We start from the raw sequence: 14,194 nt of genomic DNA, 5'->3' as shown, positions 1-14,194 counted from the left end.
GTGCCAATTCCAGCAAGCGTCAGCTTGAAAGATAGGAAAGCAAGGTTTATACCGGCGTCTGCCTGTAACAGAGCGCGCCTATATATGAATCTCTTTCCATCTTCGGAAAGAGATTTTTTTTATGAAAAATACGATGAAAAGGATGTTTTGCACCATGACGGTTTTGGTTACAGCACCGTACAACGAAGAAGGACGAAAAAAGCTAGAAAACTTGTTTGGCTCAGTTGCTTATCAATCTTGGAAGGAACAAGGCCGGGCATATCGGGAAGATGAACTCATTCAGCTGCTAAAAGCAACAAATGCGACAGGCTTGATTACTGAACTTGATCAGGTAACAGACAGCGTATTTGCTTCTGTTCCCGAACTTTCATTTGTCGGTGTTTGCAGGGGAATGCCCTCCAATGTGGATGTGGCAGCTGCTTCAAAAAGAGGCATACCTGTTTTTTATACACCAGGGCGGAATGCACAAGCCGTTGCTGAAATGTTTATTGGAAATGTGATTACCTTTCTCCGCCATACCAGCGTCTCGAATCAATGGCTGAAGGATGGAAAGTGGGACAGGGATTACCTGCAGGCTTATGTCAAATTTAAAGGAAATGAATTATCAGGAAAAACGGTTGGCATGATTGGGTTCGGCGCAGTCGGGCAAAGGATTGCAAAACTGCTGACTGCGTTTGACTGTAAAATAAAGTATTACGATCCATACATTGAAGACGATCATCCGTTGTATGAAAAAGTATCTCTTAAAACGGTGTTTTCAGACAGTGATATCGTTTCTGTCCATCTGCCTCGTACTGAGGAAACACTTGGACTTATTGATCGGAAGTATTTTGATCTGATGAAACAGAGTGCGATTTTCGTCAATACTTCAAGAGCAGTTGTTGTAAACCGTGAAGATCTTTTATCTGTATTAAAAGAACATAAAATCAGAGGTGCGATATTAGACGTTTTTTATCATGAACCTCCAGAGGAATCAGATTATGAATTGATTTCATTGCCTAATGTTCTGGCAACACCGCATCTCGCTGGAGCAACATTTGAAGTGGAGGATCATCACGTGACGATACTGAATAAAGCCCTCAAAAAGTGGAAGGGTGAAAAAACTCTTAATATTCCGACAATGTATAACAAGGACGAACTGAAAACAGGGGTATAAGAAAGGAGGCTAACAGAATGAAAAAACAAAAAGGCTATCTTGTTTTTGATATTGGCACAGGCAATGCGAGGGTAGCGGTCGTGAGTGTAACTGGCAGTGTTCTAACAGTTGAACGGGAGGACATCGTGTATTCCACAGAGACGCTTTACCCGGACAGCCGTTATTTTTCTCCTCAGGTGCTGTGGAAGCAGGTGATGAATTTGGCAAAACGTGCGCTATCCCGTTCGTGTGATATTGACATCATTGGTTTGACATCGACGAGCCAAAGACAGGGGATTGTTTTGATTGATCAAAACGGCAATCCTTTTCTCGGGCTGCCGAACATCGATAATCGCGGCCGAGAGTGGGAGGCGGGCATTCCCGATCGGGAAGAGATATACAGCCGCACAGGCCGCCTGCCAACCGCACTTTTTTCCGCGCTCAAGCTTTATGGATTAAAACAGCGCCAGCCCTCTTTATGGGAAAAGACTGCAAGCTTTACTAGCATCAGTGATTGGGTGACGTACCAACTGAGCGGAATATTAACATATGAACCATCACAGGCAACAGAAACTCTGCTGTTTGATGTGAAGCAAAACACTTGGTCAGAAGAGATGTGCGACATATTCGGCTTTTCTCCATCTATCCTTCCGCCTCTTGTAAGAGCGGGAACAGCAATTGGAACGATAGCAAATGAATATGCATCCGAATTAGGCCTTTCAATAAATGCTAAGGTTATAGCAGGGGGCGGGGATACACAGCTAGCTGTCAAAAGCACCGGAGCTGGACTTGAGGACATTGTCATTGTATCAGGGACAACAACGCCAATAACCAAAATTACTGCGGATTATGGCGACACAAAACATAAAGCCTGGCTGAACTGTCATACGGATCAAGGGCATTGGCTTGTGGAAACGAATCCGGGAATTACCGGCTTGAATTATCAAAAATTAAAACAGATTTTTTATCCGAATGAAACGTACGAAGTAATGGAGGAGGAGATTTCTGCACTTGCAAAAGAAGACCATGCATGTGTAGCGGCTCTCGGCTCTTATTTATCGGCTGAAAAGAATGCGTTAACGAGAGGCGGTTTTCTTTTTGATGCCCCGCTGTCAGCACATTTAAAGAGGGCACATTTTGTACGTGCAGCGCTAGAAGAGATCGCATTTTCAATCAAATGGAACTTTGACATTTTAACAGAGGTTACTCCGTTTGAACGTGACTATGTTTGGGTGTGCGGAGGGGGATTCCAAAGCAAAGCGCTCACTCAATATATCGCGGATCTTCTTCAAAAAAAGGTCTATGTCCAAGAGGGATATCATCAGGCATCTGTCGTCGGTGCTGCAGTCATTTGCAATGAAACCTTTCAATTAACGGAGGAGATGTCAGCAAATGTCCGGGTGATCGAACCGAAGGACTGTCAGATAGAATTGGCTTTATATGAGGAATGGAAGCAAACACAGCGCTTTTTTTCAGGATCAGAAAGCAAAGTATTAATTTAAGACGGCATTTCTGCTGTTTTGAGGAATCATTTAATTTTCAACTTTAATAAGGTAATACGGTAATGAATATTAGCATCTAAGGAGGAGACAGATATGTTGGATAAAATAGGAATACCGAAGCGGCTTGCCTGGGGATTTTTAGGGGTTGTTTTGTTTATGATGGGAGATGGCCTTGAACAAGGCTGGCTCAGTCCTTTTTTGATCGAAAACGGGCTCACCGTTCAGCAGTCCGCTTCTATTTTTAGTATATACGGAATTGCGCTTGCCATAGCTTCCTGGTTTTCGGGTGTATGTCTCGAAGCATTTGGCGCAAAACGAACGATGTTTATGGGGCTGTTGTTTTATGTGATCGGTACAGCTGCTTTTATCGTATTTGGATTTGAACAGCTGAACCTGCCAGTGATGTATGTGACTTACTTCGTAAAAGGGTTAGGTTACCCGCTTTTTGCTTATTCTTTCTTGACATGGGTCATTTACAGAACACCGCAAAGCAAACTGAGCACTGCTGTCGGCTGGTTTTGGATAGCATATTGCCTCGGCATGTTTGTGTTCGGCGCTTGGTACTCAAGCTACGCGATCAAAGCGTTCGGTTATTTGAATACGCTTTGGAGCTCTATTTTCTGGGTATGTCTCGGTGCATTCTTTGCATTGTTTATCAATAAAGACCGTTTTGAAAAGAAGAAAAGAAAAAGATCAGAAACAGCCGAGGAGCTTTTAAAAGGGGTTACGATTTTATTTACAAATCCGCGCGTGCTTACAGGCGGAATCATCAGAATCATCAACAGCATTGGTACATATGGTTTTCCAGTCTTTTTGCCGATGCACATGGCCCAGCATGGAATTTCAACCAATGTGTGGCTGCAAATTTGGGGAACGATTTTCCTGGGGAACATTGTGTTTAACCTTATCTTTGGTATTGTCGGCGATAAATTCGGCTGGAAAAATACTGTTATTTGGTTCGGCGGAGTCGGCTGCGGCATTTTCACCCTCTTATTATACTACGCACCTGTTTTCTCCGGCGGAAGCTTAGCGGTTGTCAGCGTGATCGGCTTTATTTGGGGCGGTTTGCTGGCAGGCTATGTGCCTATTGGTGCAATTGTGCCGACGGTGGCAGGAAAAGATAAAGGGGCAGCCATGTCTGTATTGAATTTGGCTGCAGGTTTATCAGCGTTTGTCGGCCCCGCACTCGCTTGGCTGTTCATCGGTCTCGTCGGCGCGCAAGGTGTCGTCTGGATCTTTGCGGCCCTTTACCTTGCAAGTGCGGTCTTGACAAAATGTATTCATATACCTGAGGAAAAAGCAGTTAAGGAGGAAACATCTCCTCAATATGCATCTTAAGTAGAAAGCGCCCTGTTTGAGGGCGTTTTTTATCATTTGTTCAGCAATGTAAGGATTTCCGATACGGAATGACGCAAAAATGATTGATCTGGACGGGATTTCACCATCACAGTCAGCCGATAAGAAACAGAATATAAGTCTGAGCCGTTTGTTCCACGTTAAAGTCTTAGCTCGCCCGAATGTTCTCTCAAAACAGATTCATAACGCTTTATTTTTCATTGAATTCTCGATGACGGGCCATCAACATTACTCTTTCTGAATCGATCAGAATATTACTATTCTATTAATTATCGAGGGATTCTAAAGAAAAATAGACAACATATTGACAATATAGTGAGAAATGTTAAGATTAATAGACAATAAGTTGTCTATTAAAGGAGGGAACATCGTGGATTATTCTAAGGAACTGAAAGATTTATTTTTAATGCAACAGTCTTACGCTACACTTTTTTCCACATTAAACAAAATCCAATCACGCGGAGACGATTATTATGAAAGCTTAACGTCGAGGCAATTTATGACGATGGTTGCCATACTGCATTTACCGGAAGAGGAAACGACATTCAACAACATTGCAAAAAAATTAGGCACTTCAAAACAAAACATCAACAGACTTGTCAGCGGTATTGAAAAAAGAGGTTATGTCATCACTGTACCAAGTAAACGCGACAAGCGTGCAGTTAATGTGAAGATTACTGATTCAGGAAAGCGTGTCATGGAGGAATGCGGTGAAAAAGCGGTGTATTTTATGGCCGATCTATTTAAAGGCTTTTCGACGGAAGAGCTGGAAACATTGTGGATTTTATTGAAGAAACTGTACAGTTTTGATGGAGAAGAACAGGATGGTTTTGAAGAAGACGCTGCTGATTTTGACATTGAACAAAATCGAGACAATTTGAAAACAAATTTATTGCAGGAATTCGCAAAACGGAGAAAGTAAAAAGGAGAACCAACTATGAACAACGTAGCAATAGTAGAAAACTTGAAAATGCAGTATAAAAACAAAACGGTAGTAGATGGGATTTCGTTCGAAGTGAGAGAGGGGGAAGTGCTTGGCTTACTAGGTCCAAATGGTGCAGGAAAAAGCACAACCATTCATATTTTATCAGGAGTATTGTCGGCCAGTTTCGGAAACGTTTCGATATTGGGCCATAGTGTGAAAAAAGGGTCAAAGGAAATGAAGAAAGGCATCGGGATTGTGCCTCAAGATATCGCGATTTATGAGGAGATTTCAGCTGAGAAAAATGTTCGTTTTTTTGCCAGTCTTTATTCTCTTAAAGGAGAAGAACTGAAAGCCCGAGTCAAAGAGGCTTTGGAGCTCGTACAGCTATATGAACGGAAAGATGACAAGCCAAAGACGTTTTCAGGCGGGATGAAAAGAAGATTAAACATTGCGTGCGCCATTGCCCATCAGCCGAAACTGATTATCATGGATGAGCCCACGGTAGGAATCGATCCGCAATCCCGGCATCACATTTTGGAATCGATAAAAGAGCTGAAAACAAAAGGCGCAAGCATCATTTACTCTACACATTATATGGAAGAAGTTGAGGCGATTTCAGATCGTATTATGATCATGAATGAAGGAAGAATTATTGCCAATGGAACAAAAGAAGAGCTGTACAGAGAAGTCAATAAAGAAATAACATACGCTTTTCAACTGGCGCATGTTCAGCGATTAAATAAAAACTCGATTAGAGAAATCATAGGAGTGACAGGAGTTGATTTCTCTGACCATCAACTAAATGTTACCGTTCAAAAGAACCAAGATCACCTGAGTGAAATCATATTAGAATTGAGTGCCCAAGGTTGCAGCATCCTAAACATGAACAAAAAAGAGGCATCGTTAGAAACGGTATTTTTAGAGCTGACGGGAAGAAATTTAAGAGATTAGGAGAGCAAAATGAGTTTGTTAAAATTGATAACATTTGATTTTATGAATATTTTAAGGAATCCGGTTCTTGTAATAGCCAATACGGCCTTTCCTTTCGTTCTCATTCTGGTCATGGGCTTTGTTACGAAAAGCAGCTTTGGAGCAGGCGGGGTAAGTTCTTATGATTATTACGGAGTGAATATGACGATTTTCACTGCAGCTCTGATTGCTATGACGAGCTCTAATACGTTTATGGAGGAAAAGGTGAAGAAAGCGAACCTTCGTATTGTGTATGCGCCGGTTTCGACAACTAGTATCTATCTTTCTAAATTACTATCAACCTTTATATTCAGTGGCATTATGTACAGCATGAATGTGTTGATAGCCCAAACGATTTTTCATTTGAACTTTGGAGGACAATATCTTACGTATTTCATGCTTTTATTGTATGTATTTTTATTTTTCGGTTGCTGTTTTGGCACAATGTTCTGCAGTTTGTTCAAGAATGAAGAACAGGCGAATGGGATTATGCAAATTCCGATAGCTTTTTTTGTTTTCTTTGGTGGCGTATTTTTCGGAATTCATAGATTTGGAGATACCGTCAATCAGATATCGATTCTTTCTCCGATTAAATGGGTAACAGAATGTTCATTTCGTCTCATTTATGATCATGATTTCAGTATGCTGCAGCCTGTTATGTCAGGACTAATATTGGCTTCAATCATTTGTATTGCCGTTTCTCATGTTGTATTTAAGCCGGAGGGATATATATGCTGAGTTTATTCCAAAACAGGTGGGAGCGAATCCTGACCAAAAAAGCCATTATTATCATTGCATTAATCATTATCCCTCTGATGATTGGTGTTGCGATTATGTTTTCCGGGAAGCCGGTTTTCAAAGAAACAATCGCTTTTGTTACAGAACTGGACGAAGTTCATCATTTGCCGAGTGATTCTGCATTTAGAGTGGTAACGGTAGATCAGAAGCCGAAGTTTTCTGATCTGATGTTAGGGAAATATGCAGCCATTGTAGAAAAAAATCAACTTGATTACAAAGTAACCACGTTGAAAAGTAAAGCGGATCAAAAAATGATTCAGCAATTTTTTGAGACTGGAGAAATGCCAGGCAGCTACCGGGGAGAGGATGAATTAAGGACTGAACGGGGAACGGGAACGAATATATTAGGCTTTATCATGATGCTTGTATTGATGCAAGGTGTGGCATTAGCTGCGTTATATCCAGAAGACCGGATGCTCAAAACCTTCAAAAGGATTTTAGTGTCTCCCGTGCATGTGGGGAAATATTTGTTGGTTCAGTTTATCTTTACTTTTTTATGTTTATACATACCCACTTACTTGGCCATCCTAATTACAAATGTACTCTTTCATGCTGAAATTGGTTTCCGTTTAAATATTCTTGCTGGGTTACTGGGTGTTCTTACAGTGCTTGCAACAGCATTCGCTATCTTTATGGCTTCTGTGATGGATCGAAACATCAGTTTGATGACGAGTGGTATCAGTGTGATCACGTGTGTATTGTCAGGCTGTTTTATTTCTTTTGCTCCACATCATCCAATATTAAATGCCCTTTGTGCGATACTGCCACAAAAAGCGTATATGACTTTCATTCACGGGGTAGAAATGGGGGATTCAATGTGGGAATACAAAACTCAGGTTATTTATATTTTGATGTGGTCGGCTGCGTTTTGTTTCCTTGGGGATTTTATCACAAGAAGAAGAACCAATAAAGGGATTTATGAGTAGGGGAAAAAAGTTATTAGCATTGTTTTAAGAGATGAAAATCTTGTAGGGATTGATCAAGAATCAAAATGTCATAGCTGATGCAGGTCATGAATCGGACATTTTAAAGGAAAAGGGATGTGGCACAGACCAAGAGAATACCGTCATTCTCTTGGTTTCACAATAGAGTACACATTTGTATCATATGGAGTCCCATTTTGATACATGTACTGTCTTAAAACACCTTCTTTTTGAAACCCCATTTTTAGAAGCAGACGATTTGATGCTTCATTATCGGTAAATACAACTGCGCCAATACGCGACAGTCCAAGGGCAGAAAATCCGTAAGATACGACCTTTGAAATGACTTCTGATGCAAATCCGTTTCGCCAATGCTCCGGGATGATTTCATAACCGATTTCCGCACGCCTATGCTTTTGGGCCAGAGCGTGAAAGCCTATTGTTCCGATCAGTTCTTTAGTGTCCCGTCTTTCAATTCCCCACCGTATACCGCGTTTTTCTTGATAGAGGGCAGCAAACGTTTGACTCATTGAAATGGCCTGTTCTATAGATTCCATGTTTTCAAGCCCATAATAGCGTGTCACCTCATCGTTTGAGAAACAAGCAAAAATGGCTTCCGCATCCTGATCTGTGATTTGCCTAAGTGTAAGCCGATCGGTTTCTAATATAGGAAACATTCAACCACTCCCCGCGTTTGTGTCTATGTTTATCATATCCCTTTTATTTCCTCTTTTCTATAGTGAAATCAACCAATGCAGCAAAGGAACGAATTTGTCTTTCTAGTTGCTCTTTGTTTTTGTTGAATTGTTTCAAACGATGGCCGTTCGCGCCTGATGGGTGGGGAAAGCCGTTAAGGCAAACCAAATTCTGGAGGCTGTGCTGTCTGATCAATGTTTCACATACTGTTTCGGCCGCTTTTCCTAACGGAATGAGAAGAGCTGGTCCCGTCACATGGTTAAGCTCCGCAAGGAAGTGTCCAAAAGCATAAGTGCTTAGGATAGGAGAATGAGTGATAGCCGGTTTGTATCCGGTATAGTTTTTTTGCTGGATAAAGACAGGATATTTAATAACGGAAGTTGTATGGAGCATATGCCGTAATTCTCCAAAAAGCTGCGCGGCGCTTTGAATGCCGAAAGCCTGTGGCAGCCCGCATAAATCCAGCATGGTGATAAGGTTATGTCTCATCGACCCGGAGAAACCCGCTGCTATTTTTGTATCTACCGCCATTTGCTCAAGAGTGCGGCCTTGCCGCAGACTTTCGACTGCTGTTTCGTACGCTGTTTTCATCTGGGAAAAACCCGGCGTGATCCCGGCAATCACAATCGTAGCAGTCCGATTGATATATTCATTATGAGGTGAATAGTAGATGTCAAGTTCATTTTCTTGATGAAGATGAAATGGAGAAATAAGTAAATCCGACTTTGTAAGTGAAGAGGGAAGAGAATGTAGTTTTTCTGCGAACTCCTTTAAGCAACTGTGGTTTACAATCATGCGAAAGCCTCCTCAAAAAATGATATCCCATTGTCCATTCTGATCGAAACAACGGGATATCATTCATCATGACCTGCTATTTAAATGGCCAGCCTGCCACACCTCTTTAACAGCTTTAGGAACTTTTTTCACTTCAGCTGCGGTCTGCTGAAACGTGTATTTTTTTATTTGGACATCCTGCTGAATCTTCTTTTGTTTTTGCGTCAGCAGCTCTGTTTCTGTTTTTAATCCTTCGATTTGTTTTTGCATAGCCTGCGTAACAGAGGAAAGCTCCTTTAGTGCAGGGTCCATTTTTTTCTTGTTTTGAATCACGGTAACTCCTAAGAAGATAATAGAAACTGCTAATACTGCAAGACTGATATAAACTATAATCATATGTTCACTCCTTTTCTTATGTCATTACCCTGTATCCGTTTTTTTAATCAGAAGAAATGATATTTACACAGTTCGTTTGATTTGCGTATTGGATGTATTGTACTTATAATGTGATATCGTACATATGTAAACAAAGAAAGGGTGCTTCAATTGCAAAGTTTACAACATAAAACTGCACTAATCACAGGCGGAGGCAGAGGAATTGGCCGCGCTACTGCTCTGGCGCTTGCCAAAGAAGGCGTGAATATCGGGTTAATTGGCCGGACTTCCGCTAATGTAGAAAAAGTGGCTGAAGAAGTCAAAGCGCTTGGTGTAAAAGCTGCATTTGCTGCTGCAGATGTAAAAGATGCCGATCAGGTTAACCAAGCTGTTGCTCAAGTGAAGGAACAGCTCGGTGATATCGATATCCTCATTAATAACGCGGGAATCAGCAAATTTGGCGGTTTCTTAGATCTGTCAGCCGATGAATGGGAAAATATTATACAAGTCAACCTAATGGGTGTGTATCATGTGACTCGCGCGGTGCTTCCGGAAATGATCGAACGCAAAGCCGGAGATATCATTAATATTTCGTCTACAGCGGGCCAAAGAGGAGCTGCTGTAACAAGTGCTTACAGCGCTTCTAAATTTGCCGTTCTAGGGTTAACAGAGTCTCTTATGCAAGAAGTGAGAAAACATAATATCAGAGTCAGCGCGTTAACGCCGAGCACTGTCGCTAGTGATATGTCTATCGAATTGAACTTGACAGACGGTAATCCTGAAAAAGTGATGCAGCCTGAGGATCTTGCTGAATACATGGTGGCACAATTGAAATTAGATCCTCGTATTTTCATCAAAACAGCGGGATTATGGTCAACAAATCCGTAAAAATGAAAACCTGTCTTTCGACAGGTTTTTTTATTTGAATGAAATTCATACCGGCATATGCAAATCTGACAATCGTTTTAAATTGAAGCTGGCAGTGAATGTAGGTTATAATAGAACTAAGAAAACTATGTACCAAATGTTCAATATCCTATTTATTTTTCCACTGCACCTATAATCAGCAGCCATGAGATAACTGGACGATAAGTCTTTAATATTAAGGAGGAAAACAATAAAAGAAAATTGAATATTTAGTACATAGTGTTGTCAGTGACAGAAGAAGGAGTGCATATGATGAAAGAAGAAAAAAGGAGTTCAACAGGATTTTTAGTGAAACAGCGCGCATTTTTGAAGCTTTATATGATAACGATGACAGAGCAAGAGAGACTCTATGGGTTAAAGCTGCTTGAAGTACTTCGGTCTGAATTTAAAGAGATTGGTTTTAAACCAAATCATACAGAAGTATACCGGTCTTTGCATGAGCTGCTTGATGACGGGATATTAAAACAAATTAAAGTAAAAAAAGAAGGGGCTAAGCTCCAGGAAGTCGTCCTCTATCAATTTAAAGATTACGAAGCTGCCAAGCTATATAAAAAACAGCTGAAGGTAGAGCTGGATCGCTGTAAAAAACTGATTGAAAAAGCTCTCTCAGATAATTTTTAATAGAAACAAACACCCGGCGCAGCAGTATGAACCGGGTGTTTCCTGCTTTTCATTATACATATTTGTCGAAAAGAAACAATACAAATCAATGATGACCTTCAAACTTGACATCATTTCCTCACGTGGTAACATTTTAAACGTGTGAAAATGCGAACAAAAAAGCGAACAAAGGAGATGTTACCGATCTTTGATCAAAAGAAAGTAGCCTTTATAGGAGCAGGATCTATGGCGGAAGGAATGATATCAGGTATCGTTCGTGCCAACAAAATCCCGGAACAAAACATCTGCGTTACAAACCGCAGCAATACAGAGCGATTAACTGAACTTGAACTTCAATATGGAATCAAAGGCGCCTTGCCGAACCAGCTATGTATTGAAGACATGGATGTACTCATTTTGGCAATGAAGCCAAAAGACGCCGAAAACGCTCTGTCATCACTAAAATCACGTATTCAACCCCATCAATTAATATTGTCGGTCCTTGCCGGCATAACCACCTCTTTTATTGAACAATCATTGCTTAATGAACAGCCGGTTGTCAGAGTGATGCCCAACACTTCCAGTATGATTGGCGCTTCTGCAACAGCTATTGCCCTTGGCAAATATGTGTCGGAAGACCTGAAGAAGCTGGCCGAAGTATTGCTCGGATGCATGGGCGAAGTCTATACAATCCAAGAAAATCAAATGGATATATTCACCGGAATTGCAGGCAGCGGCCCCGCGTATTTTTATTATTTAATGGAATTCATTGAAAAGACAGGCGAGGAAGCGGGCCTCGATAAACAGTTATCTCGAAGCATCGGCGCACAGACACTTTTAGGTGCCGCAAAAATGCTCATGGAAACAGGAGAACATCCTGAGATCTTAAGAGATAATATCACGTCACCTAACGGAACGACAGCAGCGGGGCTGCAAGCCTTGAAAAAAAGCGGCGGCGGAGAAGCGATTTCTCAAGCGATAAAGCATGCGGCTAAGCGTTCAAAGGAAATCAGCGAAGATATCGAAAAAACTGCAGCGCCGCTATCAGGAGTGATAAAGTGACGCCTGATACAAGCATGAAAAGAGTCGTTGTGAAGATTGGAAGCAGTTCATTAACAAGCCTTCATGGAGAAATCAGCATTCGTAAATTAGAAGCGCTGGTCGACCAGGTCGTCAAACTCAAAGACGCCGGTTATGAAGTGATTTTGGTTTCCTCAGGCGCAGTGGCGGCGGGATATCGGAAGCTCGGATTTATCCAAAGGCCCGAGAAGCTTCCAGAAAAACAAGCATCAGCTTCAATCGGCCAGGGATTGCTGATGGAGGCTTATTCAAAGCTGTTTTTGGCACACGGCTATGTCGCATCCCAAATTTTAATTACGAGAAGCGATTTTTCTGATGAATATCGATACAACAATGTCAGGAATACAATGAATGTACTGCTCGAGCGCGGCATCATCCCGATCATAAACGAAAATGACACAGTTACCGTCAATCGGCTCAAGTTTGGCGACAATGATACGCTCGCAGCAAAAGTCGCAGGATTGATTGATGCAGATATGCTTGTGATTTTATCAGATATCGACGGATTATATGACGGCAATCCGCGCACAAATCCAGAAGCGAAAAGGATACAGCGGGTGAGTGAAATAACACCTGACATCGAAGCATGCGCAGGTGACACTGGAAGCATCGTTGGCACCGGCGGCATGCGCTCTAAGCTTGATGCGTTTAAAATCGTAATGGCGTCTGGCATTAAAGGTTTCCTAGGTCAGGCAGATGTCGGCGATATTTTATATCACGCCGTTCATGAACAGGCGGAAGGCACCTATTTTGAAGCAGAAGGAACGCTTCCGTTGAATCAAAAGGAGCAATGGATCGCTTTTAATTCCGGTCCGGAAGGTGAAATGATTTTATCAGATGATTGTTCACGAAAAATAACAAACGGCCAATCGAGTTTATACCTAGACGGTGTACAGAAGATTAAAGGGAAATTTAAAAGCGGTTCAGTTGTTCGGCTAATGGATTCAAAAGGGACGGAAATCGGCCTTGGAATCGTCAATTACTCTTCTGTACAGCTTCAAGAACCGGAAAAGAACAAGGAACTGACAAACAGAGCTCTAATTGATCAAGAAGCCTTTGTTTGCCATGTGGATTTTTCTTTACCTGTAAATTAATTTGCAGAAAAAAACCCGAAGCTTCTATATAGAAGCTCGGGTTCATTTTTTTATTGATACTGCTCCAGCTTAGAGAAAAATTGAATGACAAACTCATAAAAATCATTCGCAGAAGGCGCAAGCTCTCTATTTTTCGGTTTAATGATTCCAACAGTCCGTTTTACTTGAGGGAACTCAATTGGAATTTTCACAGTAAAACGAGGTGTTGTTTCAGCAAAAGTACTTTCAGGCAGAAGGGTAACGCCCATTCCTGCGGACACTAACCCTTTGATAGCATCCAAATCCTCACCCTCCGTGGAAACGAGAGGAGCAAAGCCTGCTTGTTTGCAAGTATCAATTGCCATCTCTCTAAGTACAAATCCTTCCGGGAACAATACAAATTGGTCGTTGCGCAAATCGATTAAATGAACCGTTTTTTGTTTAGCAAGCGGATGATTTAATGGAACAAGCGCGTAAATTTTTTCAGTAAATAATATTTTTCCCGTTATGTCAGAGAAATTCGTCGGCACCGGTCCTAATAAGGCCAGATCAATATCGCGGTTTCTGACAGCTTCAATCAGAAACTTATAGGAGCCTTGGCGCAGCAAAAATTCGACGTGCGGATATTCTTCTTTAAACGCTGAAATGACAGTCGGCAAAAGCTGGCTGGCGAGGCTTGTAGGAAAGCCGATCTTTACCGTTCCGCGATGCGGGTCAAGATACTCATCAATTTGTTCTTTCGCATAATCAATGGCTTTCATCGCCGTTTTCACATGAATCAAAAATTCTTTTCCGATTGGCGTGAGTTTGATATTTCTCCCTTCACGCTCAAATAAGGTCACATTTAATTCTTCTTCAAGATTGGCAATTTGTCTGCTGATTGCTGATTGGGCCACATGCAAATGATCAGCGGCTTCTGAAACGTGTTCTCTTTCAGCCACCTCCATGAAATAACGCAGTTGGCGCAGCTCCATGTTTGTCTCACATCCATCTATCTCATTTTGAGATTCTTTTGATCTAAATTATATATTGTTTATATCGTTTTGAAAACCTACAATGAT

General features: G+C 41.5%; 15 protein-coding genes. 11 read left to right on the top strand and 4 right to left on the bottom strand.

The window, feature by feature from the left end:
• Positions 1 to 121: 121 nt before the first annotated feature.
• The 7 genes from RAC86_RS25195 (at position 122) to RAC86_RS25165 (ending at position 7,611) form a co-directional block, all read left to right on the top strand.
• Positions 122 to 1,156, top strand: a complete 1,035-nt coding sequence (locus tag RAC86_RS25195) for a 2-hydroxyacid dehydrogenase (protein WP_377886132.1) — start codon at positions 122 to 124, stop codon at positions 1,154 to 1,156.
• Positions 1,157 to 1,173: 17 nt separating this feature from the next.
• Positions 1,174 to 2,637, top strand: a complete 1,464-nt coding sequence (locus RAC86_RS25190; protein ID WP_377886131.1) for an FGGY-family carbohydrate kinase — start codon at positions 1,174 to 1,176, stop codon at positions 2,635 to 2,637.
• 93 nt (positions 2,638 to 2,730) lie between these two features.
• Positions 2,731 to 3,975 carry an MFS transporter gene (locus RAC86_RS25185; protein ID WP_021481398.1) on the top strand — a complete coding sequence of 415 codons (1,245 nt, stop codon included), beginning with the start codon at positions 2,731 to 2,733 and terminating at the stop codon, positions 3,973 to 3,975.
• 388 nt (positions 3,976 to 4,363) lie between these two features.
• On the top strand, positions 4,364 to 4,915 hold the full coding sequence (locus RAC86_RS25180) for a MarR family winged helix-turn-helix transcriptional regulator (RefSeq protein ID WP_014479988.1): 552 nt from the start codon (positions 4,364 to 4,366) through the stop codon (positions 4,913 to 4,915).
• A gap of 15 nt (positions 4,916 to 4,930) precedes the next feature.
• Complete coding sequence (locus RAC86_RS25175) at positions 4,931 to 5,869, top strand: ABC transporter ATP-binding protein (RefSeq protein ID WP_046381088.1); 939 nt, start codon at positions 4,931 to 4,933, stop codon at positions 5,867 to 5,869.
• 9 nt (positions 5,870 to 5,878) lie between these two features.
• Positions 5,879 to 6,625: an ABC transporter permease gene (locus RAC86_RS25170; protein WP_377886129.1), complete on the top strand. Its 747-nt coding sequence runs from the start codon at positions 5,879 to 5,881 to the stop codon at positions 6,623 to 6,625.
• A complete protein-coding gene (locus RAC86_RS25165) occupies positions 6,619 to 7,611 on the top strand; it encodes an ABC transporter permease (RefSeq protein ID WP_133954586.1) in 993 nt (330 codons plus the stop codon). The genes RAC86_RS25170 and RAC86_RS25165 overlap by 7 nt, the downstream gene beginning before the upstream one ends.
• A gap of 140 nt (positions 7,612 to 7,751) precedes the next feature.
• Here RAC86_RS25165 and RAC86_RS25160 read toward each other — a convergent pair whose 3' ends face one another.
• The 3 genes from RAC86_RS25160 to RAC86_RS25150 all read right to left on the bottom strand — a co-directional run bounded on the left by RAC86_RS25160 (position 7,752) and on the right by RAC86_RS25150 (position 9,474).
• Positions 7,752 to 8,285, bottom strand: coding sequence for a GNAT family N-acetyltransferase (locus RAC86_RS25160; RefSeq protein ID WP_377886128.1), 534 nt, complete (start codon positions 8,283 to 8,285; stop codon positions 7,752 to 7,754).
• Positions 8,286 to 8,328: 43 nt separating this feature from the next.
• Positions 8,329 to 9,099, bottom strand: a complete 771-nt coding sequence (locus tag RAC86_RS25155; protein WP_377886127.1) for a hypothetical protein — start codon at positions 9,097 to 9,099, stop codon at positions 8,329 to 8,331.
• A gap of 66 nt (positions 9,100 to 9,165) precedes the next feature.
• Positions 9,166 to 9,474, bottom strand: coding sequence for a DUF948 domain-containing protein (locus RAC86_RS25150; protein WP_029318089.1), 309 nt, complete (start codon positions 9,472 to 9,474; stop codon positions 9,166 to 9,168).
• A 150-nt stretch (positions 9,475 to 9,624) separates the two neighbouring features.
• Here RAC86_RS25150 and RAC86_RS25145 point away from each other — a divergent pair, with 150 nt between their 5' ends.
• The 4 genes from RAC86_RS25145 (at position 9,625) to proB (ending at position 13,154) form a co-directional block, all read left to right on the top strand.
• Positions 9,625 to 10,341 (top strand): 3-ketoacyl-ACP reductase, encoded by a 717-nt coding sequence (locus tag RAC86_RS25145; protein ID WP_004399223.1) that lies wholly within the window; start codon positions 9,625 to 9,627, stop codon positions 10,339 to 10,341.
• A gap of 291 nt (positions 10,342 to 10,632) precedes the next feature.
• The gene (rtp, locus tag RAC86_RS25140; RefSeq protein ID WP_003220337.1) at positions 10,633 to 11,001 is read left to right on the top strand and encodes a replication termination protein; all 369 of its coding nucleotides are present in this window, start codon (positions 10,633 to 10,635) and stop codon (positions 10,999 to 11,001) included.
• Positions 11,002 to 11,148: 147 nt separating this feature from the next.
• Positions 11,149 to 12,042 carry a pyrroline-5-carboxylate reductase gene (gene proC / locus RAC86_RS25135; protein ID WP_377886124.1) on the top strand — a complete coding sequence of 298 codons (894 nt, stop codon included), beginning with the start codon at positions 11,149 to 11,151 and terminating at the stop codon, positions 12,040 to 12,042.
• Positions 12,039 to 13,154, top strand: a complete 1,116-nt coding sequence (gene proB, locus RAC86_RS25130; protein WP_015714042.1) for a glutamate 5-kinase — start codon at positions 12,039 to 12,041, stop codon at positions 13,152 to 13,154. The genes proC and proB overlap by 4 nt, the downstream gene beginning before the upstream one ends.
• Before the next feature lie 50 nt (positions 13,155 to 13,204).
• Here the strand turns inward: proB and gltC are convergent, their stop codons facing one another.
• Positions 13,205 to 14,107 carry a glutamate biosynthesis transcriptional regulator GltC gene (gltC, locus tag RAC86_RS25125; RefSeq protein ID WP_004399246.1) on the bottom strand — a complete coding sequence of 301 codons (903 nt, stop codon included), beginning with the start codon at positions 14,105 to 14,107 and terminating at the stop codon, positions 13,205 to 13,207.
• Positions 14,108 to 14,194: the final 87 nt, after the last annotated feature.

The organism is Bacillus sp. LR_5 (genome assembly GCF_042709275.1).
The sequence above is the reverse complement of the archived record's forward strand: the minus strand, read 5'-3'. Positions and strand labels throughout refer to the sequence as shown.

What these genes read in the sequence shown, in the direction of transcription:
- RAC86_RS25195 (WP_377886132.1), top strand. Translation starts at nt 122, where the DNA reads ATGAAAAATACGATGAAAAGGATGTTTTGCACCATGACGGTTTTGGTT.
- RAC86_RS25190 (WP_377886131.1), top strand. Translation starts at nt 1,174, where the DNA reads ATGAAAAAACAAAAAGGCTATCTTGTTTTTGATATTGGCACAGGCAAT.
- RAC86_RS25185 (WP_021481398.1), top strand. Translation starts at nt 2,731, where the DNA reads ATGTTGGATAAAATAGGAATACCGAAGCGGCTTGCCTGGGGATTTTTA.
- RAC86_RS25175 (WP_046381088.1), top strand. Translation starts at nt 4,931, where the DNA reads ATGAACAACGTAGCAATAGTAGAAAACTTGAAAATGCAGTATAAAAAC.
- RAC86_RS25170 (WP_377886129.1), top strand. Translation starts at nt 5,879, where the DNA reads ATGAGTTTGTTAAAATTGATAACATTTGATTTTATGAATATTTTAAGG.
- RAC86_RS25165 (WP_133954586.1), top strand. Translation starts at nt 6,619, where the DNA reads ATGCTGAGTTTATTCCAAAACAGGTGGGAGCGAATCCTGACCAAAAAA.
- RAC86_RS25160 (WP_377886128.1), bottom strand. Translation starts at nt 8,285, where the DNA reads ATGTTTCCTATATTAGAAACCGATCGGCTTACACTTAGGCAAATCACA.
- RAC86_RS25155 (WP_377886127.1), bottom strand. Translation starts at nt 9,099, where the DNA reads ATGATTGTAAACCACAGTTGCTTAAAGGAGTTCGCAGAAAAACTACAT.
- RAC86_RS25150 (WP_029318089.1), bottom strand. Translation starts at nt 9,474, where the DNA reads ATGATTATAGTTTATATCAGTCTTGCAGTATTAGCAGTTTCTATTATC.
- rtp (WP_003220337.1), top strand. Translation starts at nt 10,633, where the DNA reads ATGAAAGAAGAAAAAAGGAGTTCAACAGGATTTTTAGTGAAACAGCGC.
- proC (WP_377886124.1), top strand. Translation starts at nt 11,149, where the DNA reads ATGCGAACAAAAAAGCGAACAAAGGAGATGTTACCGATCTTTGATCAA.
- gltC (WP_004399246.1), bottom strand. Translation starts at nt 14,107, where the DNA reads ATGGAGCTGCGCCAACTGCGTTATTTCATGGAGGTGGCTGAAAGAGAA.